The following is a 22,142-nucleotide window of genomic DNA, read 5'->3' as shown; positions in this document are numbered from 1 at the left end:
CTCCTCCCATGCCTGTCTCCGATACCTCCACAACGATGTGGCCGGACTCATAGGCACAGGCAGGCAAACTCTTTACTCTTGGTGAACGTGCGATTCCTCCACGAGCAGTCCCAGGCCACCGACCTCACCTACGGCGACGTCTTCCTCGTGCCGTCGCGCTCGGACGTCACGTCACGGTTCGATGTCGACCTGTCCTCCGACGACGGCACCGGGACGACCATCCCGGTGGTCGTCGCGAACATGACCGCGGTCGCGGGCCGGCGCATGGCCGAGACCGTCGCGCGGCGCGGCGGGCTGGCGATCATCCCGCAGGACGTCCCGGCCGACGTCGTGGCCGGCGTCGTCGCGGACGTCAAGGCCAAGGACCCCGTCATCGAGACGCCGGTCGTGGTGGCCCCGCAGGACACCGTGCACAGCGTGCTGACGCTGCTCGGCAAGCGGGCGCACGGCGCCGCCGTCGTCGTGCAGGACGGCCGGCCCGTGGGCGTGGTGACGGAGTCGGACTGCGCCGACGTCGACCGGTTCACCCGGGTGGCCGAGGTGATGTCCGCCGAGCCCCGCGTGCTGGACGCCGCGCTGCTGGACGGCCCGGGCGGCCTGGAGGCGGCGTTCGACGTGCTGCACTCGGCCCGGCTCGACCTCGCGCCCGTGGTGCGCGACGGCCGGCTGGCCGGGGTGCTGACCCGCAAGGGCGCCCTGCGCTCGTCGATCTACAGCCCCGCCCTGGACGCTTCGGGCAGCCTGCGGATCGGCGCCGCCGTGGGGATCAACGGCGACGTCGCCGCCAAGGCGAAGGACCTGCTGGCCGCGGGCGTGGACGTGCTCGTGGTCGACACGGCCCACGGCCACCAGTCCAAGATGCTCGCCGCGCTGGAGGCCGTGCGCTCCGTGGACCCGGACGTGCCCGTCGTGGCCGGCAACGTCGTGACCGCCGACGGCGTGCGCGACCTCGTGGCCGCCGGCGCCGACATCCTCAAGGTCGGCGTGGGCCCGGGCGCCATGTGCACCACGCGCATGCAGACCGGCGTCGGGCGGCCGCAGTTCTCCGCCGTCCTGGAGTGCGCGGCCGCCGCGCGCGAGCTCGGCAAGCACGTCTGGGCCGACGGCGGCGTGCGCCACCCCCGCGACGTCGCCCTGGCGCTGGCCGCGGGCGCGTCGCAGGTGATGGTGGGCTCCTGGTTCGCCGGCACCTACGAGTCCCCCGGCGACCTGAAGGACGACGGCACGGGCCGCCTGTACAAGGACTCGTTCGGCATGGCCTCGGCGCGTGCCGTGGCCGCCCGCACCGCCGGGAGCGGCACGGCGTTCGCCCGGGCCCGCAAGGCCCTGTACGAGGAGGGCATCTCCACCGGCAAGATGTACCTCGACCCGGCCCGGCCCGGCGTCGAGGACCTGTTGGACGAGATCACGTCGGGCCTGCGGTCCTCGTGCACCTACGCGGGCGCCCGGTCCCTGGCGGAGTTCTCGGAGCGCGCCGTCGTGGGCATCCAGTCGGCCGCCGGGTACCAGGAGGGCATGCCGGTCGCGACGAGCTGGTGAGCGGGCTGCACCTCCGGCTCAGCCGATGCCTACTGTCGGCCGAGCCTGCGGTTCCGCTACGGGCGCGTGCCTTGCTCCGCTGCGGCCCGCACCCTCCGCTGCACCTCCGGCTCAGCCGACGACCACGAGTCGCCGCGTCGGGCGGGTCAGCGCCACGTAGAGGTCGCGCTCCCCGCCCGGCCGCGCGGCCGTGATCCCGTCGGGGTCGGCCACCACGACGGCGTCGAACTCCAGGCCGCGCACCTGGGAGACGGGCACCACGCGGACGTCCGTCGCGGCCAGCGCGTCGGTGAGCTCACCGACCCGCGCGTCGGCCGCGACGACGGCGACCAGCTCGTCGGGCTCCGCGGCCGCGAGCGCCCCCGCCTCCTGGGCCACGGCGGCGACGAGGTCGCCCGGCGCGGGGACCGCGACCTGGCGGGGCGCGTCGCCGTACCGGACCGCGCGCGTCGGCGCCTGGTCCGGGGCGATCCGGGCGAGCAGCGGCGCTGCCTCCGCGAGGACCTCGGCGGTGGTGCGGTAGCAGACGGTCAGGGTGCGCACATCGGCGCGCCGGGCCAGGTCGGTGCCCAGCGCGTCGGCCCAGGAGCGGGCGCCGGTCGCGGGGCCGGCCTGGGCCAGGTCGCCCACGACGGTCATCGAGCGCCCGGGGCAGCGGCGCAGCACGGAGCGCCACTGCATCGGCGTCAGCTCCTGCGCCTCGTCGACGACGACGTGCCCGTAGATCCGCGCGGGCGGGCCGTTGAGCAGGTGCTCGGCCTCGTCGAGCAGGGGCAGGTGGGCGGTGGTCCAGGCCGGGGTGTCGGCGTCGGGCACCGCCAGCTCCGGGCGGGCGTCGAGCAGGTCCAGCACCACGTCCTGCGCCACGAGGTAGGGCCACGCCTCCTCGACGGCGCGCTCCAGTGCGACGTCCTCGGAGAGCTCCGCGGCGAGCGCGCCCGGGTCGAGCTCGGCCACGGCGGCGGCGTGGCCGAACTTGCCGCCGTCGTCGGGGGCGTAGCCGAGCCGTGCGAGGTCGCCGGCGGCGGCCTTGTCGACGTCGACGCCGCCGGTGAGCACCTCGATGTCCTCGTCCAGCTTCGCGAGGAACACGCGGGCGCGGGCCTGGACCTCGTCGGCCACGACGTCGACCACGAGGTCCTTGAAGATGGCCCGGGCCTGGTTGTGCGGCAGGCCGGTGCCGCCGGCCGTCTCGCGCGCCTCGGCGAGCGCGTGCTCGTCGAGGGTGACGGGGTCGCCGTCGACCAGCACCGTGAGGGTGCCGGACGGCGCCTGGTAGCCGCGGACGACCTCGGCCAGCTCGTCGGCCAGCCGGACGTCGCCGGCGGCCCGGCGCAGCGTGTGGCCGGCCGCGGGCGCCTCGGGCAGGCCCAGGGCGTCGGCGACCAGGCGGTCGGCCGTGCTCAGGGCGACGTCGTTCTCGCCGAGGGACGGCAGCACCTCGGCGATGTAGTCGAGGAACCGCGTGCCGGGGCCGAGCACGAGCACGCCGTCGGTACGCGCCTCGTCGAAGCCCGCCAGGACGTACGCGGCGCGGTGCAGCGCGACCACGGTCTTGCCGGTGCCGGGGCCGCCCTCCACCACGGTGACGCCGCGGTGCGCGGAGCGGATGATCGCGTCCTGCTCGGCCTGCAGGGTCGCCACGACGTCGCGCATGCGGCCGGTGCGCCGCGCGCTGATGGCCTCCAGGAGCGGCCCGTCGCCGACGACGTCGTGCGGCCCGGGCTCGGTGCCGTCCAGGATCTCGTCGCTCACCCGGGACACCGTGCGGCCGTCCAGGGCCAGGTGCCGGCGGCGGCGCAGGCCCATCGGGTGCACGGCCGTGGCGGCGTAGAACGGGCGGGCCGCCTCGGCGCGCCAGTCCACGAGGAGCTGGTCGTCGCCGTCGCTCAGCCCGGTGCGGCCGATGTGCAGCGTGCGGCCCTCGGCGTCGTCGATCCGGCCGAAGCAGAGGTGGTGCTCGGCGGCGTCCAGGGTGCGCTCCCGCCGCCTGAGCATCGCGACGCGGACCTCGCGCGTGTAGGCCTCGGCCGGGTCCGTCGACGAGGCGCGGACGGCGTCGTCGAGGTCGGCCCGGACGCGGCGGGTCTCGCCGTCGAGCCGGGCGTACAGGGCGTCGACGTGCTGCTGCTCGGCGGACTGCTCGGTCTGGCGTGGGTGCACCGGGTCTCCATTCGTGTCGGAACCTGGTGTCAACGCGATCGTGCCGCAGAACGTTCCCGGGCCGGCACCGCGCCCGGGCGTGGCGCGCCGGTCAGGACTCGTGGGCCCGCTGCCCGAACGTCCCCGAGGTGACCGTGGCCCACGAGGCGCGCAGGATCTGCTCGAGCACCGCGAGGTCCACCCGCTCCAGGTCCTTCAGGTACAGGCAGCCGACGCCGGTGGTGTGCGGCCCGAGCGCGGCGAGCCGCTCCTCGTGCGCGCCGACGCCGTCCGGCAGGTAGATCGTGGTCGCCGGCTTGCGCGGCGCGAAGGCGATCGCGGGCGCGTCCCCGGAGCGGCCGCTGGCGTACTCGTAGTGGTACTCGCCGAACCCGACGACGGACGCGCCGAACATCCGCGGCGGCTCGCCCGTGACCCGCTCCATGAGGTCACGCAGCGTGTCCGCGTCGCGGCGACGGACGGCGGGCGTCACCGCGTCGAGGTAGGCGCCGGGGTCGACGTCGGTCCAGGTGGTCGGCATGCCGCCAGTATCCCGCGCGGGGGCGGGACCGGCACGCCGCCCGACCTGCGGCGCCCGCACCTGGCCGGATAGGGTGAGCGCCCCCCACCCAGCCCGGACCCACCCGGAGACAAGGAGCCCCCGTGGTCGCCGCCGACCTCGACGTCACCGTCGATCTCGCCCGGTCCCTCCTGGCCGAGCAGCACCCCGACCTCGCCGACCGCCGGCTGCGGCTGGTCGCGAACGGCTGGGACAACGTCATGCTCCGGCTCGGCGACGACCTCGCCCTGCGCCTGCCGCGCCGCGAGCTCGGGGCACAGCTCATGCGCAACGAGCACCGGGTGCTCCCGCTGCTCGCGCCCCGGCTGCCCGTCGCCGTTCCCGACCCGGTCCGCACCGGGGAGCCCAGCGCGGCGCTCGGCTACCCGTGGCCGTGGGGCGTGGTCCGCTGGGCCGACGGCGTCGCGGCGGCGACCGTCCCTGCGGACCGCCGCACGCCCTGGGCCGAGCACCTGGCGCGGGTGCTCGTGGCGCTGCACCGGCCCGCGCCGGCCGACGCGCCCGAGAACACGTTCCGCGGGGTCCCGGTCGCCGAGCGGTCCGCGAGCCTGGAGGAACGGATCCCGCTGCTGCCGGAGCGGTACCACGCACGCGCCCGGGAGCTGTGGGCCGAGGCCGTCGCCGCCCCCGCGTACGACGGCGTGCCGGTGTGGCTGCACGGCGACCCGCACCCGGCCAACCTCGTGGCCGACGGCGACCGGCTGTCGGCCGTCATCGACTTCGGCGACGTGACCAGCGGCGACCCGGCGTCCGACCTCGGCATGGCGTGGCTCACCTTCGACGCGGAGGGCCGGGAGCGGTTCCGCGCGGTGATCGACGCCGAGGCGCGCGACGGGCGCGGCTGGGACGCCGGGACGTGGCGCCGCGCCCAGGGCTGGGCCGTGCTGTTCACGTCCATCTGCTTCGCCTACCCGGACACCCACCCGGTCATGGTGGGCGTCGGGGAGCACGCCGTGGAGCAGCTCTTCGGCTGACGGGGCCGGGCGGGAGTGTCGGTGGCTGCCGCTAGGTTCCTGCCATGACCTACGACCTCCCCTTCTTCGCCCTCCTCGACGGGACGCCCGACGGCACCCCGTACCCGCAGAAGGTGCACGACCTCGGCCTGCTGCACGTCCCCTCCGGCCGCATCGAGGCGTCGGACCCGTACGTCACGCTCGGCGAGGGCCTGGTCGTCCGCGTGGAGCCGGGCTCCTACCCCGCGTTCGTCACGGTCGCCGACGTGTCCGAGGAGCGCGACGGCAGCCACCTGCGGGAGGCGTACCTCTCGCTCGTGCTGTCCGACGGCGCACCGGTCGCCGAGGTGCGGGGCGTCACCCCGGAGGGCGCCGAGCCGGCGGACGACGGCAAGCACTACGGGGTCGGCGTGGACGCCGGCACGGTCGGGTTCGCGGACGCCGAGGCGATCGTGCGGTGCATGCCGCCGGAGGACGACTCGACCGACTGGTACGACCTGCTGTTCGACTCGGGCGAGCCCACGTCGTGGTTCGAGCTGATGGACAGCCCCGAGCACTACCGGGAGGGCAGCGCGAACATCGCCATGCCGCTGGCCACCGCCGGCGAGAACGTGGTGCTCAGCCACTCCGGCTGGGGCGACGGGTTCTACCCCGTGGTCACGACGCACGCCGCCGACGGCACCCTGCTCGGGGTGCACATCGACCTCCTGGTCGCCGGCCCCGACGACGACCAGGAGGACGACGAGGACGACGCCGCGGAGGCCGACGACTGACGGTGCCGCACGGGCGCCGCCCGGAACCGGCTCAGAGCTGCACGGCCGACGTGTTCGCGCCGCACACGAGCACCGCGACCCGCTCGCCGGGCTCGGGCACGTAGGCCCCGGACAGCAGCGCCGCGAGCGCCGTCGCGCCGCCGGGCTCGGCCACCACGCGGGCGGCGTCCCACAGGGAGCGCTGGGCGGAGGCGATGGCCTCGTCGGTGACCAGCACGGACCGCTCGACGAACCGCTGGGCCAGCGGGAACATGAGCCGCCCCACCTGCTTGGGCGCGAGCGAGTCGGCGGCGATCCCCTCGGTGGGCGCGTCCACGGGCTCGCCCGCGGCGAGCGCGCGGTGCAGGGTGGGCGCTCCCTCGGGCTCGACGGCCACGACGCGCACGTCGCCGCGGAACCAGGCGGCGATGCCGCCGATCAGCCCGCCGCCGCCGACGGCGACCAGCAGGGTGTCGAGGTCGGGCAGGTCCTGGCCGATCTCGAGGCCGAGGGTGCCCTGCCCGGTCAGCGTGGCGGGCTGGTCGTAGGCGTGCACGGTCATGGCGCCGGTGCCGGCGACGAACTCCTCGCTGGCGGCCAGGGCGTCGGCGTACCGGTCGCCGCCCACGACGAGCTTGGCGCCGTACCCGCGGATGCGCTCGGCCTTGGCCGGGGTGGTCACGCTCGGCACGAAGATCGTGGCGGGCACGCCGAGCCGGGCCGCAGCGTACGCGACGGCGGCCCCGTGGTTGCCGCCCGAGGCGGCGACCACGCCGGCGTCGGGCACGTCGCGGGTCAGCAGGCTGGTGAACGCGCCGCGGGCCTTGAACGAGCCGGAGTGCTGGAGGCACTCCAGCTTGAGCGCCACGGGCTGCGCGGGCCGGCCGAAGTCGGCCAGGTCGACCTCCAGCACGGGCGTGTGCCGCACGTGCGGCCGGATCAGGGCCTCCGCCGCACGGATGGCGGAACGGGTCACCTCTGTCGTCGGTACGTCGGTCATCGAATCCTCCATCAGCTGATCCCCAGCTCTCGGTCCCGGTCCCAGTCCTCGGTCCAGCCGAGCTGGTCGAACATCGCGTCCAGGATCCCCGCGGTGAACCCCCACACGAGGTGCGTCAGGTCGCCGTCGTGCACGTGGAAGCCGGGGCCGCGCCAGGTCTGGTTGCCGCGGCGCAGCACGGTGGTGAACCGGTTGGCGGGATCCAGGAGGTCGGCCACGGGCGCGCGGAAGACGTGCGCGGACTCGGCGACGTCGACCACGCGCACGGGCGTGGGCCGGGCCCACCAGCCGAGCACGGGCGTGACCACGTGGTTGCTGACGGGCATGGGCAGCTCGCCGAACGCGCCGAGCACCTCGACGCCGGCCGCGTCCAGGCCGGTCTCCTCGACGGCCTCGCGCAGGGCTGCGGAGACGGCGTCCTCGCCGTCCTCGGCGCGGCCGCCCGGGAAGGCGACCTGCCCGGCGTGGCTGCGCAGCGTGGCGGCGCGCGCCAGCAGCAGCACGTCGAGGTCGGCGGGCACGGCCAGGTCGTGGTCGCCGCGCTCGGCGGCGAGGCCGTCGAGCACGCCGAACAGCACGAGCACGGACGCGGGGCGCGCGCCGCCGGTGAACTCGCCGCGCGCGTGGGGCCACGGCCCCTCGAAGCCTCGCTCGGCGAGGGCGACCAGCTGCTTGCGTGCGGATGCGGAGGAGCTCACCGCCCGACCTTAACCCCGCCCCGTGACCCCGCCGGAAACCGGCCGGCGGACCTCAGCGGGCAGCGCCCACCAGAGGGCTCACCAGAGGAACGACCGCACCGCCGTCGCCACCGCCGAGGGCCGCTCCCGGTGCACGGCGTGCCCGGCGCCGACCACGACGCGCGCCCGCACGCTCGGGTTGCGGATCATCAGCTCGACGCCGGTGCGGGGGTGGAACAGCGCGCCCCGGGCGGGGTCGGCGCCCAGCACGAGGGTGGGCACGGTCAGCCGCGTGACGACGGCGGAGTGCCGCCAGGGCGCGTTGTCGCGCAGGGTGTGGGCCACGGCGGCGGCGTCCGCGGCCTTGGCGGCCGCGGCGACGGCCGCCGCGTCCCGGCGGTCCCAGGCCGCGTGCGCGCCCTGCACGGTGCGAGCCGACGGCGGGTGGGTGGCGTCGCGGATCTCGGCCCTGGCCACCGCCTCGAACCGCTCCTCCTCGACGTCGAGCGCGGGGTCGAGCAGCACGAGGCGGCGGGTGAACCGGCGGTCGGCGTCGACGGCCAGCGCACCGAGCAGGCCGCCGAGGCTGTGCCCGACCACGAGGTCCCAGCCGCTGCCGAGGGCGCGCACGTCGGCCACGTGGTCGGCCAGCAGGTAGGAGTCGGCGCGCGGGCTGGTCCCGTGGCCGCGCAGGTCGGGGGCCACGACCTCGTAGCCGTCGTCGGCGAGGGTCTCGGCGAGCCGCCACCAGGTGGCCCCGGCGGACACGATGCCGTGCAGCAGCAGCACCCGGCCCGGACCGGTGCCCCACCTGGTCGTGGCGAGCGCGACGGCCGCAGGTGGTTGGGAGGTGCCGCCCGGAACTTCGTGCCACATCGCCATGAACAGAGGGTAACGAGCAGATGTATACCGGCTTGAAACAATTGCCCGTTTCTACCGCAGGGCGGCGAGATCGGCGCCACGCGCCGCCAGCAGGGACCGCGCGGCCTCCAGCGCCCGCCGGTAGACGGCGTCGTCGCGGAGCAGGAGGGACCGGTCGTTCGCGGCGTTCAGCAGGGCGTTGACCTCGAAGGTGACCTGCTCGGGATCGGTGCCGGGGGCGAGCTCGCCCTGCTCGAGCGCGAGGCGCGCCTGGTGCACCAGGTACGACTCCCAGGACTGCTGGGCCGCGACGACGGCGTCGTGCACGGCGCCGTCGCGCATGTCGAACTCGACCTCGACGGTGCGGAAGAAGCACCCGCCCTGGAACACGCGGGACCGCGAGTACTCGGTCCAGGCCAGCACCAGCGCCCAGAGCCGTGGCAGCCCCCGCTCGGCCGACCGCGCGGGGACGATCACGTGCTCGGTGTAGATCTCGACGGCGCGCTCCAACGCGGCGAGCTGCAGCTTCTCCTTGGAGCCGAACAGGCCGGCGATCCCGCTCTTGTTCACGGGGACGGCCTCGGCCAGCGTGCCGAACGACAGCGCGTCCAGTCCGCGCACGGAGGCCTCCTGCACCGCGTGGTCCAGCACGGCGCGGCGCGTGCGGTCACCCCGGAGGCGGCGCAGGTCGGTCGGCTCGGTCGGCTCGGTCACAAAATAAGTGTACGACCGTTCGCTCATCAGATAGTGTGCGAACGATCGTACAGTTTTATGACCGCACCCCGGAGGTCCCCCGTGCCCCAGACCCCGCGCGCCGCGCGCACCCTGTTCAGCGCCCTCGGCCGCGTCGCGCCGCCGGCCGCCCTGGCGCTCGGCGCCGCCACCTACTGGCACGTCGGCGCACGGACCCCGGTCCGGCCCGCCGACCAGGCCGTCCACGACGCGGCGCGGCGCACCCCGCTCGAGCACCGCCCCACGTTCCGGCGCGGCCAGGACGGGCGCCTCGGCGCCGGCGGCACCGTCACGGTCGCCACCTACTCCTGGGGCGATCCCGGCGCACCCGGCGTCCTGCTGGTCCACGGCTGGCAGTCCCGCGCGTCCGCGTTCGGGCGCGTCATCGAGGACCTGGTCGGCGCCGGGCTCCGGGCCGTCGCCTACGATGCGCCCGGGCACGGCGCCTCCGGCGGGCGGCGACGCACCGGCCTCGACGACCTGGCGATCATCCGCCGGCTGTCCGACACCGAGCCCGCCCCGTGGGCCGCGGTCGTCGGACACTCGCTCGGCGTGCTCGGCGCGGGGATCGCGCTGCACGAGGGGGTCGCGGCCGAGCGGTTCACCGCGGTCTCCGGCCTCACGTCGGTCCGCGTCACGACCGACGGCTTCGTCCGCGGCTCGGGGCTCCCCTGGGCGCTCCGCGACGCCTTCGCGACGGCCGCCCAGCGGTACGGGCTGCCCGACCACCCGGACGTCTACGAGCGGTTCGACCTGCTGACCCGCACCGTCCCGACGTCCGTGCCGACCCTCTGGCTGCACGACGACGGGGACCGCATGAACCCGCACCACCTGTCGGTCCAGCTCCACGAGGCGCACGCGGACTCGAGCGAGCTGTTCACCACGACCGGGCTGGGGCACAACAAGATCCTGGGCGACCGCGCGGTCCGGTCCAGGATTCTCGACCACCTCGCCGCGCCGGCGTGGTGAACTCGGCGTGAACTCCTGCCGACATCACCAACCGGATACCAGAAACCTTCCCTGACCTGGCATAACACCGTAGCCTGCCGTCCGATTTGTACTTTTTTCGGACGGGAGGAAGACGATGGAGCACACGAGCGACGGAGCACTGGCAGCCACCGCGGTCAGCGTCCTGGGGACCCTGTGGTTCGCCTGGACCGTGCGGCACTCCGGACCCAGGTCCCGGTTCCTCCCGATCGGGGGCGTGGTGCTCGGCGTGGTGGTCGGCGCGCTCGGCGTGCTGACCACCGTGCGCACCTGGCCAGACGGCACGTCGGTGACCGGCGGCGTGGTGAGCATCTACGCCGCCGCACTGCTGGTGCACGGCGCGGTGACCCGGTTCGCCACCGGCGCGATCGCGAGCAGGTACCGCAGGGCGAAGGCCGCGGCCAAGGACGCCGACAAGGCGAGCGTCACCACCGGCAAGTCCCGGCTGCACCTGATCCCGACCGTCGTCTCGGTCTCCACCGCGATCCAGGTGGCGGTCATCGCGAACACCCTGGACGTGCCCCACCTGTACCTCGGCGCCGCCGCCGGGCTGGTGGCCGCCGCCGCGGCCTGGCTGCTCGGCGGGCTGCTACGCCTGGTCACGAGCCCGCGCGGGCACCGCCCGACGGTGGCCCTCGCCCACCCGCTGACCGGCCTGCTCACGGGTGCCGTGCTGCTCGCGACCGCGGTCTGGCTGCTGCTCGGGACCGCGTGAACCCCCGAAACTGCGTGACCCACCGGGATCTTTGCTTGGTCACATAGACGAAGCCTGTCGCTGTTTGTCCAACTTTTGCTTGACACTCGCCATAAGTCCTCCTATGTTCGAAAAGTCACCCGGTGGAGTACGTCCTGCCCCGGGGGCGTGGCCGTCGTCGCCGACGACCACGTGACGCACCCATGGAGGGAACGACGATGAGGTCCACCTCTCTGACACCGCTGTCACTCCCGGCGTCGCCGCCGCCCGCGTCGCACGCCTGAGCCAGTCCCTCCTGCACTTCAGTCTCGTCGGGACGGGCACTTCCGCCTGCCCGATGGTGTCGAACGGAGACTCATGCCCGAGAACAGCACTGACGCCACTCCCCTGCCCGGCGGCGTGTCCCGTCGCTCGATCCTGACCGGAACCCTCGCCGGGCTCATGGCGCCGACGGCGGCGCTGGCGCTCGGCTCCGACACGGCGGTGGCCGTGTCGTCGTCGGTCCGGCCGCTCGCGTCCACGCGGCACATCACCGTGTACGCGGAGGCGCTGCCCGGGGGCCAGTACGGCTACGGGCTCACCCCCGGCAAGGCCACCATCCCCGGCCCCGTGCTCGAGATGTGGGAGGGCGACACCCTCCAGGTCGAGCTGGTGAACAACACCGACAAGCGCCTGTCGATCCACCCGCACGGCGTGGACTACGCGACCGACTCGGACGGCAGCCCGTTCAACGACTCGTTCAACGAGCCCGGCGAGACCCGCACCTACGTCTGGAAGAGCCACAAGCCGAAGCAGCGCGCCGACGGCACCTGGATGGCCGGCTCCGCGGGCTACTGGCACTACCACGACCACGCGATGGGCGGCGAGCACGGCACCGAGGGGCTGCGCAAGGGCCTGTACGGCGCCCTCGTGGTGCGGCGCGAGGGCGACCCGCTGCCCGACCGCCAGCACACCGTCGTGTTCAACGACATGACCATCAACAACAAGGTCGCCCCCGACACCCCGATGCTGGAGGCGAACAAGGGCGAGAAGGTCGAGTTCATCGCGATCGGGCACGGGGACCAGCTCCACACGTTCCACGTGCACGCGCACCGCTGGGCGGACAACCGCACCGGCTGGCTGACCGGCCCCGACGACCCCTCCCGGGTGATCGACACCCGCGACCTCAACCCCGGCTCCTCGTTCGGCTTCCAGGTCATCGCGGGCGAGGGCGTGGGCGCGGGCGCCTGGATGTACCACTGCCACGTCCAGTTCCACTCGGACGGCGGCATGGCCGGGATCTTCCTGGTGCGCAACGCCGACGGCAGCATGCCGGCCGGCGCCCAGGACGCCATCGACCGGTTCCACGAGCACGGCGGCCACACGATGAGCGGCACCACGAGCGGTGCCGCCACCACCGAGACCGAGACGGGCGCGGCAAGTCATGCCGGGCACCACTGACCGCACGACTCCCCGTTCACGCGCAAAGGAGCAGTGATGCAACGAACACGAAGAGGCCTCATCGCCGCGGTGGCCGGCGCCGCCCTCGTCGCCACGATGGCGGCGACCCCGGCGGCCGCGCAGCGCAGCACGACCGCGGCGGCCGCGCCCGCGGCCCTGACGACGGCGAAGACCGCACCGGCCCAGACCGCGCCGGTCACGGCCCCGAAGGCCACGGCGGAGGGCGAGCCCACCGTGCTGGTCTTCCACGGCGCGCCCGCCGAGCAGTCCGACCCGGTCACCCTGGCCACCAAGACCATCCGTGAGCTCGGCGCCGAGAACGGCTTCACCGTGCACACGGCGAGCGACCCGGAGGTGTTCACGGCCGAGTCGCTCGCGGAGTACCGCGGCGTCGTCTTCCTGTCCGCCGAGGGCGTCGAGCTGAGCACCGCGCAGGAGGACGCGCTCAAGGCCTACGTGCAGGGCGGCGGCGGGTTCCTCGGCGTCCGCGACGCCGCCCGGGCCCAGGCCCGGTCGCAGTGGTTCACCGGCCTGATCGGCACCCGGCCCGCGGGCAACCTGCCGGACCCGCTGCCGGTCGAGAGCGCCACCGCGAGCGCCGAGAACCCGCCGAACGAGGTGGCCTCGAAGCTGATCGACGGCGACTCGCGCACCAAGTGGCTCGCGTTCGAGCCGACGGCGTCGATCGAGCTGGAGCTCGCCGAGCCGCTCGCGGCCGCCCGGTACGCGCTGACCTCGGCCAACGACTCCGAGGGCCGCGACCCGGCCGACTGGACGCTGCAGGGCTCGACGGACGGCGAGACCTGGACCGACCTGGACACGCAGACGGACCAGGACTTCCCGGACCGGTTCGCCACGAACGACTACGACCTCGACAACGACGTCGCGTACCAGCACTACCGCCTGGACATCACGGCGAACGCGGGTGACGACCTCACCCAGCTCGCCGAGATCCAGCTCTTCGACACCTCGGGCGAGGAGGAGCCGGACCCGGAGGTCCCGGTGCAGGAGGCGACGGTGAACGTCGTCGACCGCGCGCACCCCGCCAACGACGGGCTGCCCCTGAACTGGACCCGTGAGGACCGGTGGCTGAACTGGTCGCCGAACCCGATCGGCGAGGTGCACACGATCGCGCAGGTGCAGGAGTGGGACTACGACCCGGGCGAGGCGGCCAACGGCCCGTTCCACCCGATCTCGTGGTGCCGTGACTACGACGGCGGCCGCTCGTTCTACACCGGCATGGGCGGCACGGCGGCGAGCTACGCCGAGGAGGGCTTCCGCGACCACCTGCTGGGCGGCCTGCTGTGGTCGACCGGCATGGTGCGCGGCGACTGCCAGGCGACCATCGCGGCGAACTACGAGGCCGAGCGTCTGACCGGGGCGAACGCCGCGGGCACGCTCGACCAGATCGGCGAGCCGCACGGCCTGACGGTCGCGCCCGACGGCGGCGTCTTCTACGTCGGCAAGGGCGCGTGCCCCTCCGGGCCGGTCGTCTCCTGGGACGACCCGAACGTGGGCCTGGGCTGCGGCACGATCCACCGCTGGGACCCCGAGGCGGGCGAGACCAACCTGCTGACGACGCTGGACGTCATGGGCAACCGCGGCAGCGGCAGCGAGCTGGTCAAGAACGAGGAGGGGCTGCTCGGCATCACGCTGGACCCCGACTTCGAGGAGAACCAGTGGATCTACGTCTACTGGATGCCGCACGAGTCGATCGACGTCGAGCGGCGCGTGGGCCAGCGCACGGTCTCGCGCTTCACGTACGACGCCGCGGCCGACACGATCGACCAGTCCACGCGCAAGGACCTGCTGGAGTGGGACACGCAGATCCACAGCTGCTGCCACGCCGGTGGTGGCATGGACTTCGACAACGACGGCAACCTGTACATCGGGTCCGGCGACAGCAACTCGTCGGGCGGCTCGGACGGCTACTCCGGCAACAACTGGACGCAGGAGTACGCGGGCCTGTCGTTCCAGGACGCGCGCCGCACGGCCGGTAACACGAACGACCTGAACGGCAAGATCCTGCGGATCCACCCGGAGGACGACGGCACGTTCACGATCCCCGAGGGCAACCTGTTCCCCGAGGCGGACGACCCGGGCGACAAGACGCGCCCGGAGATCTACGTGATGGGCGTGCGCAACATCTCGCGCCTGGCCTACGACAAGAAGAACGACTGGCTGACGGCGGCCTGGGTGGGTCCGGACGCGGGCATGCCGGACCCGGAGCTCGGGCCGGCCAAGTACGAGACCGCGACCATCATCACGTCGGCGGGCAACCAGGGCTGGCCGTACTGCATGGGCAACGGACAGCCGTACCGCGACCGCAGCAACGAGGACGCCACGGTGCTGACGGGCTGGTACGACTGCGACAACCCGAAGAACACCTCGCCGCGCAACACCGGCCTGGTGGACCTCCCGCCCGTGCGGGACAACATGATCTGGTACTCGCCCAGCGGTGGCGGGCCGGTCTTCCCCGAGGGTGAGAACGGCATCCCGTCGTACGTGGACGAGGAGGCCACGTACACGCTGCCGTACCTGCGCGGTGGCGGTCAGGCCGTGATGGACGGTCCCACCTACCACCGGTCCGACGTCGACACCGACAGCGGCGTCGCCTGGCCCGCGTACTGGGACAACAAGTGGTTCATCGGCGACCAGTCCAACGCCAGCAACCGGATCGCCGTCACGGTGAACCCGGACACGGTCGAGGAGGCCGGTCCGCCGGTCTTCGCCGAGGACCTGCGCAAGATCATCGCCGGCGGCGCGGGCAACGAGCAGGTGCAGAGCTGGATGGACGCCAAGTTCGGCCCGGACGGCGCCCTGTACCTGCTGGACTACGCGGGCGGGTTCTTCTCCCTGCACCCGAACCAGAAGCTCGTCCGGATCAGCTACAAGGGCGGGGCACCGACCCCGGCCCCGGCCGCGTCCGGCGCGAGCGTGCAGAGCTCCCCGCTGACCGTCGCCTTCACGGGTGACCGCTCGGGCGGCGTCTCGTACGCCTGGGACTTCGGGGACGGCCACACGTCCACCGAGGCCAACCCGCGGCACACCTACGCCCGCGTGGGCAGCTACGACGCGACGCTGACGGTGACCTACGCCGACGGCGAGACGTCCACGGTCGAGGTCGCGGCCGAGACCACCTGCACGATCCCCGACGACCGGGGCACCGTGTTCCTGGGCGACAAGGACAGCGGCGTCACCAACGACGACCTGGGCGGCTGCACGATCAACGACCTGATCGAGGACGAGCGGGAGTGGGACACGAACGGCCGGTTCGTCAACCACGTCACGGCCGTCGCCGACCAGCTCCGGGCCGACAAGGTGATCACGGTCGCCGAGCGCAAGAAGCTGATCAGCGCGGCGAAGTCGTCGGGCGTCGGCGGCGAGGGCAGCACCGGGTACCGGTGGCTGTTCGACGGCACGGCGGAGCAGCTCGCGGACTGGCGACAGGCCCCGGGCGGCAAGTTCGACCTGCTGGACGACGGGTCGATCCTGTCCACCGGCGGGCTCGGCATGCTCTGGCACCCGGGAGAGGAGCTCGGTGACTTCTCGCTGAAGCTGGAGTTCAAGGACGTCGCGCCCGAGGGGCGGTACGCCAACAGCGGCGTCTTCACGCGGTTCCCCGACCCGCGGGTGGCGCGCGACGACCGGCCCGAGTGTGGGCAGGGCACCGACGACGAGGCCTGGGTGGCGATCTACTGCGGCCACGAGATCCAGCTCTACGACGGTCCCACCGGTGAGGTCCAGAAGACGGGGTCGGTGTACAACTTCGACCCCAACACCCTGGAGAACGCCGGGGTGACCCCGAAGGGCGAGTGGAACACCTACGAGATCCAGGTGGTCGGCCAGCAGTACACGATCATCCGCAACGGCGAGGTCATCAACGAGTTCGAGAACTCGCCCGGCAAGGAGTCCTCGCGTGCCGGCGACCCGCCGACCGACCTGCGCCAGTTCCTGCGCGGCTACATCGGCCTGCAGAACCACAGCGGCGCGGACGCCATGGAGTTCCGCAACATCCGGGTGCGTGACCTGTGACCAGGCCCGCGGAGACGAGAGGTACACCCATGCGACACAAACTGTCCCGCCTCCTGGCGGCGGCAGCGGTCAGCGCCCTGGTGGCGGTGCCGCTGGCGCCCGCCACCGCCGTCGAGTACGCCGGTGAGGTCACGCCGGCGTCCGCCACCCCGGTGGCCGGCAGCACGTCGGACCAGACGCCCGCGAAGGAGGCCGCCCCCCAGGCGGCCGACCAGGTGCTGACCTTCACCGCCAGCGCGAGCGTGTCGGCCTATGCCTCCGCGCCCACGACGGCGGCGGCCGGGCCCACCACGATCGTGTTCGAGAACAGCACGGCGACCGGCAACAACATCGGGATGTCCCACACCCTGACGTTCGAGACCGGCTCGTCGGAGTACAACCAGGACGTCACCCTCGACATCCTGGCCAACCCCCTGGACGCCAACGGCGGCCGCTACGAGGCCGAGGTCGACCTGACCCCGGGCACGTACCGGTACTTCTGCGCCATCCCGGGGCACGGCACGATGACCGGCGAGCTCGTGGTCACCGAGGGCGGCGGGGGCGACGACACCACCGCCCCGACCGTCACCGCCGAGGTCCAGGGCGACCAGAACGACGAGGGCGCCTACGTCGGCGCGGCGACCGTGAACCTCGCGGCCGACGACGGCGACGGCTCGGGCGTGGAGAGCATCGAGTACGACCTGGACGGCGCCGGGTACACCCCGTACACGGAGCCGGTCGTCCTCGACGAGCCCGGCGAGCACATGCTGGAGTACCGGGCCACCGACGTGGCGGGCAACGTCTCCGAGCCGGAGATGCTGCACGTCACGGTGGTCGCGCCGGACGGCGAGGACACCACGCCGCCCGTCGTGACCGCCGAGGTGACGGGTGACCTCGACGGCGACGGCGCCTACGTGGGCTCCGCGTCCGTGAACCTCACGGCGCGGGACCCCGGCTCGGGCGTCGCGGGCATCGAGTACGACCTCGACGGCGCCGGCTACGCGGCGTACACCGGGCCCGTCGTCGTCGACGAGCCTGGCGAGCACACCGTCACCTACCGGGCCACCGACCGGGCCGGCAACGTGTCGGAGCCGGGCTCGGCGACGTTCACCGTGGTCGAGGCGCCGCCGGAGGACACCACTCCCCCGACCGTCACGGCCGAGGTCACCGGCGAGCAGGACGAGGACGGCGCCTACGTGGGCTCCGCCACCGTGCAGGTCCTGGCCGAGGACACCGGCTCGGGCGTCGAGTCCGTCGAGTACAGCCTCGACGGCGCCGCGTACACGCCCTACACGGACGCGGTCGTGGTGGACGTGACCGGCCCGCACACGGTGTCCTACCGGGCCACCGACGCCGCGGGCAACACGTCGGAGCCCGGCACGGTGGAGCTGGTCGTGGTCGGCGGGCAGGACCCGCCGGACACCACGCAGCCCATCGCGTCGGCGCAGGTCGACGGCGACCAGGACGACGAGGGCTTCTACCTCGGGTCCGCCACGGTCACCGTCAACGCCCGGGACGACGAGTCGGGGGTGGCGTTCATCGAGTACGCGCTCGACTCACCCGCCTTCCGGGAGTACACGGGCGCCGTGGTGGTCACCGAGGCCGGTTCGCACGCGTTCCGGTACCGGGCCACCGACAACGCCGGCAACGTAACCCGGACCGGCACCCTGCGGTTCGACGTCGCCCGCGGCGAGATCGACGCGTGCCCCGTCTCCGACGAGCGCCCCACGGTGGTCATCGGGAACAAGGACAGCAAGGTGACCAACTACGACACCGGCAACGGGTGCACGGTCGCCGACCTGATCGACGCCGACGGCGGGTGGGTCAGCCACAGCGCGTTCGTCAGCCACGTGACCCAGGTCGCCGACCAGCTCGACGACGCCGACCTCATCACCGCGCAGGAGGCCACGAAGCTGATCCGGGCCGCCCGCCAGTCCGACGTCGGGAGGTAGGCACCGCACCACCGCAGTGACGACGCAGGCCGTCTGCCCCCGGGCAGGCGGCCTGCGTCGTGCTCCGGCCTGGTGCCAGGGGCATCCCGTCGGCACACTGGTCGGATGACGTCCCCGGATCTCTGGGCCCTGCTCGGCGTCCCGTCCAGCGCCGCGGCCCACTCCCGCGGCCTGGAGAAGGCACCCGCCGCCCTGCGCGCGGCCGGGCTGCTCGACGCCCTGCGGGCCGCCGGCGTCGACGTCCGGGACGACGGCGACCTCCCGGTCGCGACCTGGCGCGCGCACCGCGCGCCGGGCGAGCCCAACGACGGCGACCGCGTGGTCGAGGGACTGCGCGGCGTGCGGCGGCGTGTCGAAACGGTCCTGGCACGCGGCGAGCGCGCCCTCGTGCTCGGCGGGGAGTGCACGGTCGCCCTCGGGGTGGTCGACGCCGTCGCCGAGCGGCACCCGGACGTGGCCCTCGTCTACGTCGACGGCGGCCAGGACCTCCAGCTGCCGCCCGACCACCCCGACGAGCCGATCCTCGACTCCATGGGCGTCGCCCACCTCCTCGACCTGCCCGGCGCCTGGGAGCCGCTCGCCGCCGTCGGCCACCGGCGCCCCCTGCTGACGGCCGACCGGCTCGTCTACCTCGGGTACGGCGACGACGAGGAGGACGTCCACGGGCTCGTGCCCGCGGTGCGGATCCCGGCGGCTCAGGTGCTCGCCGACCCGGAGGACGCCGCGCGGCGTGCCCTGGCGGCCGTGGGCGGCACCCCGTTCGTGCTGCACCTCGACGTCGACGTGCTCGACTTCCTGACCCTCCCCGTGGCCGACGTCCCGACGTACGGCCGCGGCCTGGCCCCGGCGACGCTGGACCGCGCGCTGCGCACGCTCGCCGCCGACCCCGGCCTGGTCGCCATGACGTGCGTGGAGGTCAACCCCGACCACGCGGACGAGGCGGGCCTGCGCGGCGTCGGCCGGCTGCTGGCCGGAGCGCTCGGAGGGTGAACGACGACGGCGCCCCGCCCCTCCGCGAGGAGGGACGGGGCGCCGTGGTCGTTCTCAGTGCATCAAGAGACGAGCGACCGCAGCACGTACTGCAGGATGCCGCCGTTGCGGTAGTAGTCCGCCTCGCCCGGGGTGTCGATGCGCACCACGGCGTCGAACTCGACCTGCGAGCCGTCAGCCTTGGTGGCCGTCACCTTGACCGTCTCGGGCGTGGTGCCCTCGTTCAGCGCGGTGACGCCGGTGACGTCGAAGGTCTCCGTGCCGTCCAGGCCCAGCGACTCGGCGTTCTGGCCGGCCGGGAACTGCAGCGGCAGCACGCCCATGCCGATGAGGTTCGAGCGGTGGATGCGCTCGAAGCTCTCGGTGATGACGGCCTTGACGCCCAGGAGCGCGGTGCCCTTGGCGGCCCAGTCACGCGACGAGCCGGAGCCGTACTCCTTGCCGCCGAGCACCACGAGCGGGGTGCCGGCCGCGGCGTAGTCCTGCGCGGCGTCGTAGATGGTGTCCTGCGCGTTCTTGACGAAGTTGAAGGTGAAGCCACCCTCGACGTCGTTCAGGAGCTGGTTGCGCAGGCGGATGTTCGCGAACGTGCCGCGGATCATGACCTCGTGGTTGCCGCGGCGCGAGCCGTAGGAGTTGAAGTCGCGGCGGCCCACGCCGTGCTCGGCGAGGTAGACGCCGGCCGGGCTGTCCGGCTTGATCGAGCCGGCCGGGCTGATGTGGTCGGTCGTGACCGAGTCACCCAGCTTGGCGAGCACGCGGGCACCCGTGACGTCGGTGACGGGCTCCGGCGTCATGCCCATGCCGTCGAAGTACGGGGGCTTGCGCACGTAGGTCGACTCGGCGTCCCAGGCGAACGTGTCGCCCTCGGGGGTCTCCAGGGCGGCCCAGCGCTCGTCGCCCTTGAAGACGTCGGCGTAGTCCGACTCGAACATCTTGCGGTCGATCGAGGACTCGATCGTGGCCTGGACCTCGTCCGGCGACGGCCAGATGTCGCGCAGGAACACGGGGTTGCCGGCCTCGTCGCGGCCCAGCGGGTCGTGCTCGAAGTCGAACTCCATGGTGCCGGCCAGGGCGTACGCGATGACCAGCGGCGGGGAAGCCAGGTAGTTCATCTTGACGTCCGGGTTGATGCGGCCCTCGAAGTTGCGGTTGCCCGAGAGCACCGAGACGACCGACAGGTCGTGCTCGTTGACGGCCTCGGAGACCTTCTCGTCCAGGGGGCCGGAGTTGCCGATGCAGGTGGCGCAGCCGTAGCCGACCAGGTGGAAGCCCAGCTTCTCGAGGTACGGCCAGAGGCCGGCCTTCTCGTAGTAGTTGGTGACGACCTGCGAGCCCGGGGCCATGGAGGTCTTGACCCACGGCTTGGAGACGAGGCCCTTCTCGACGGCGTTCTTGGCCAGCAGCGCCGCGGCGAGCATGACCGACGGGTTCGAGGTGTTGGTGCAGGACGTGATCGAGGCGATCGCGACCGCGCCGTGGAACAGCTCGAACTCCTTGCCGTCACTGTTGGTGACGTGCACGTGCTTGCGGCCGTTCGCGGCCGGGGCCGGCGCGTCGGAGGCGGGGAACGACTCGGCGCCCGCCTCGTCGGCACCCGCGGAGAACTCGGGCGCGTAGTTCGGCAGGTCGTGCAGGAACGCCGACTTCGCGTTCGTCAGCTCGATGCGGTCCTGCGGGCGCTTCGGCCCGGCGATGGACGGGACGACCGTGGACAGGTCGAGCTCGAGGTACTCGGAGAAGACCGGCTCCGCGGAGTCGGCGTCGAGCCACAGGCCCTGCTCCTTGGCGTACGCCTCGACCAGGGCGAGCTGCTCCTCGGAGCGGCCCGTCAGGCGCAGGTAGTCGACAGTGACCGAGTCGATCGGGAAGATCGCGGCCGTCGAGCCGAACTCGGGCGACATGTTGCCGATGGTGGCGCGGTTCGCGAGCGGCACCTGGGCCACGCCCTCGCCGTAGAACTCGACGAACTTGCCGACCACGCCGTGCTGGCGCAGCATCTGCGTGATCGTGAGGACCACGTCGGTGGCGGTCACGCCGGCCGGGATCGAGCCGTTCAGCTTGAAGCCCACGACGCGCGGGATGAGCATCGAGACCGGCTGGCCGAGCATCGCGGCCTCGGCCTCGATGCCGCCGACGCCCCAGCCCAGCACGCCCAGGCCGTTGACCATGGTGGTGTGCGAGTCGGTGCCGACGCAGGTGTCGGGGTACGCCCTGAGTACCTGGGTGCCCGCCGACTCCACTTCCCGGGTCATGACGGTGCGGGCCAGGTACTCGATGTTGACCTGGTGCACGATGCCGGTGCCCGGCGGGACGACCTTGAAGTCGTCGAACGCGGTCTGGCCCCAGCGCAGGAACTGGTAGCGCTCGTGGTTGCGCTGGTACTCGAACTCGACGTTGCGCTGGAACGCGTCCGCGCGGCCGGCGACGTCGATCTGCACGGAGTGGTCGATGACCATCTCGGCGGGGGCCAGCGGGTTGATCCGCGTCGCGTCGCCACCGAGGGCCGCGACGGCCTCACGCATGGTGGCGAGGTCCACGACGCAGGGCACGCCGGTGAAGTCCTGCATGATCACGCGCGCCGGCGTGAACTGGATCTCGGTGTCGGGCTGCGCGTCCGGGTCCCAGGACGCGAGGGCGCGCACGTGGTCGGCGGTGATGTTCGCGCCGTCCTCGGTGCGCAGGAGGTTCTCGGCGAGGATCTTCAGGGAGTACGGGAGACGCTCGGTCCCCTCGACCGCGCTGAGCCGGAAGATCTCGTAGGACTTGCCCGAGACCTCCAGCGTTCCCTTTGATCCGAACGTGTCCACGGTGCTCACTCGGGCTCCT

Annotated in this window: 16 protein-coding genes; 9 read left to right on the top strand and 7 right to left on the bottom strand. The window is 73.2% G+C overall.

The features are described from left to right. Positions 1-87 precede the first annotated feature (87 nt). Complete coding sequence (locus tag H291_RS0108470; protein ID WP_026365540.1) at positions 88-1,539, top strand: GuaB1 family IMP dehydrogenase-related protein; 1,452 nt, start codon at positions 88-90, stop codon at positions 1,537-1,539. A gap of 111 nt (positions 1,540-1,650) precedes the next feature. Here H291_RS0108470 and H291_RS0108465 read toward each other — a convergent pair whose 3' ends face one another. Next, entirely contained in the window at positions 1,651-3,702 is a 2,052-nt protein-coding gene (locus tag H291_RS0108465) for a HelD family protein (protein ID WP_020014556.1), read from the bottom strand. A 91-nt stretch (positions 3,703-3,793) separates the two neighbouring features. Continuing rightward, positions 3,794-4,222, bottom strand: coding sequence for a DUF1801 domain-containing protein (locus H291_RS0108460; protein WP_020014555.1), 429 nt, complete (start codon positions 4,220-4,222; stop codon positions 3,794-3,796). 122 nt (positions 4,223-4,344) lie between these two features. On the opposite strand from H291_RS0108460, the gene H291_RS0108455 reads away from it, so the two are divergent. Together H291_RS0108455 and H291_RS32380 are read left to right on the top strand one after the other, a co-directional pair. Next, positions 4,345-5,235, top strand: a complete 891-nt coding sequence (locus tag H291_RS0108455) for an aminoglycoside phosphotransferase family protein (protein WP_020014554.1) — start codon at positions 4,345-4,347, stop codon at positions 5,233-5,235. Positions 5,236-5,279: 44 nt separating this feature from the next. After that, complete coding sequence (locus tag H291_RS32380; protein ID WP_020014553.1) at positions 5,280-5,987, top strand: DUF4241 domain-containing protein; 708 nt, start codon at positions 5,280-5,282, stop codon at positions 5,985-5,987. Positions 5,988-6,018: 31 nt separating this feature from the next. On the opposite strand, the gene H291_RS0108445 is transcribed toward H291_RS32380, so the two are convergent. The 4 genes from H291_RS0108445 to H291_RS0108430 form a co-directional block, all read right to left on the bottom strand. Then, on the bottom strand, positions 6,019-6,966 hold the full coding sequence (locus tag H291_RS0108445) for a threonine/serine dehydratase (protein ID WP_026365539.1): 948 nt from the start codon (positions 6,964-6,966) through the stop codon (positions 6,019-6,021). An 11-nt stretch (positions 6,967-6,977) separates the two neighbouring features. Further along, entirely contained in the window at positions 6,978-7,664 is a 687-nt protein-coding gene (locus tag H291_RS0108440) for an NUDIX hydrolase (RefSeq protein WP_020014551.1), read from the bottom strand. 78 nt (positions 7,665-7,742) lie between these two features. Then, complete coding sequence (locus H291_RS29175) at positions 7,743-8,525, bottom strand: alpha/beta fold hydrolase (protein WP_084467836.1); 783 nt, start codon at positions 8,523-8,525, stop codon at positions 7,743-7,745. Positions 8,526-8,576: 51 nt separating this feature from the next. Next, complete coding sequence (locus H291_RS0108430) at positions 8,577-9,218, bottom strand: TetR/AcrR family transcriptional regulator (protein ID WP_020014549.1); 642 nt, start codon at positions 9,216-9,218, stop codon at positions 8,577-8,579. Positions 9,219-9,299: 81 nt separating this feature from the next. On the opposite strand from H291_RS0108430, the gene H291_RS29170 reads away from it, so the two are divergent. The 6 genes from H291_RS29170 (at position 9,300) to H291_RS0108400 (ending at position 19,313) form a co-directional block, all read left to right on the top strand. Beyond that, a complete protein-coding gene (locus tag H291_RS29170; protein WP_051109398.1) occupies positions 9,300-10,205 on the top strand; it encodes an alpha/beta fold hydrolase in 906 nt (301 codons plus the stop codon). Between the two features lie 115 nt (positions 10,206-10,320). Continuing rightward, the gene (locus H291_RS0108420; protein WP_020014547.1) at positions 10,321-10,938 is read left to right on the top strand and encodes a hypothetical protein; all 618 of its coding nucleotides are present in this window, start codon (positions 10,321-10,323) and stop codon (positions 10,936-10,938) included. Positions 10,939-11,274: 336 nt separating this feature from the next. Then, a complete protein-coding gene (locus H291_RS0108415; protein ID WP_020014546.1) occupies positions 11,275-12,357 on the top strand; it encodes a multicopper oxidase domain-containing protein in 1,083 nt (360 codons plus the stop codon). Between the two features lie 36 nt (positions 12,358-12,393). Next, positions 12,394-16,392 (top strand): ThuA domain-containing protein, encoded by a 3,999-nt coding sequence (locus tag H291_RS0108410; RefSeq protein WP_033325818.1) that lies wholly within the window; start codon positions 12,394-12,396, stop codon positions 16,390-16,392. Between the two features lie 29 nt (positions 16,393-16,421). After that, on the top strand, positions 16,422-18,323 hold the full coding sequence (locus H291_RS0108405) for a cupredoxin domain-containing protein (protein WP_020014544.1): 1,902 nt from the start codon (positions 16,422-16,424) through the stop codon (positions 18,321-18,323). 105 nt (positions 18,324-18,428) lie between these two features. Next, positions 18,429-19,313: an arginase family protein gene (locus H291_RS0108400; protein ID WP_020014543.1), complete on the top strand. Its 885-nt coding sequence runs from the start codon at positions 18,429-18,431 to the stop codon at positions 19,311-19,313. Between the two features lie 62 nt (positions 19,314-19,375). Here the strand turns inward: H291_RS0108400 and acnA are convergent, their stop codons facing one another. Next, positions 19,376-22,132 (bottom strand): aconitate hydratase AcnA, encoded by a 2,757-nt coding sequence (acnA, locus tag H291_RS0108395; protein WP_020014542.1) that lies wholly within the window; start codon positions 22,130-22,132, stop codon positions 19,376-19,378. Positions 22,133-22,142 lie beyond the last annotated feature (10 nt).

This window comes from Promicromonospora sukumoe 327MFSha3.1, assembly GCF_000385135.1.
Lineage (GTDB): Bacteria > Actinomycetota > Actinomycetes > Actinomycetales > Cellulomonadaceae > Promicromonospora > Promicromonospora sukumoe_B.
This window is presented reverse-complemented; position numbering and strand designations above follow the sequence as displayed.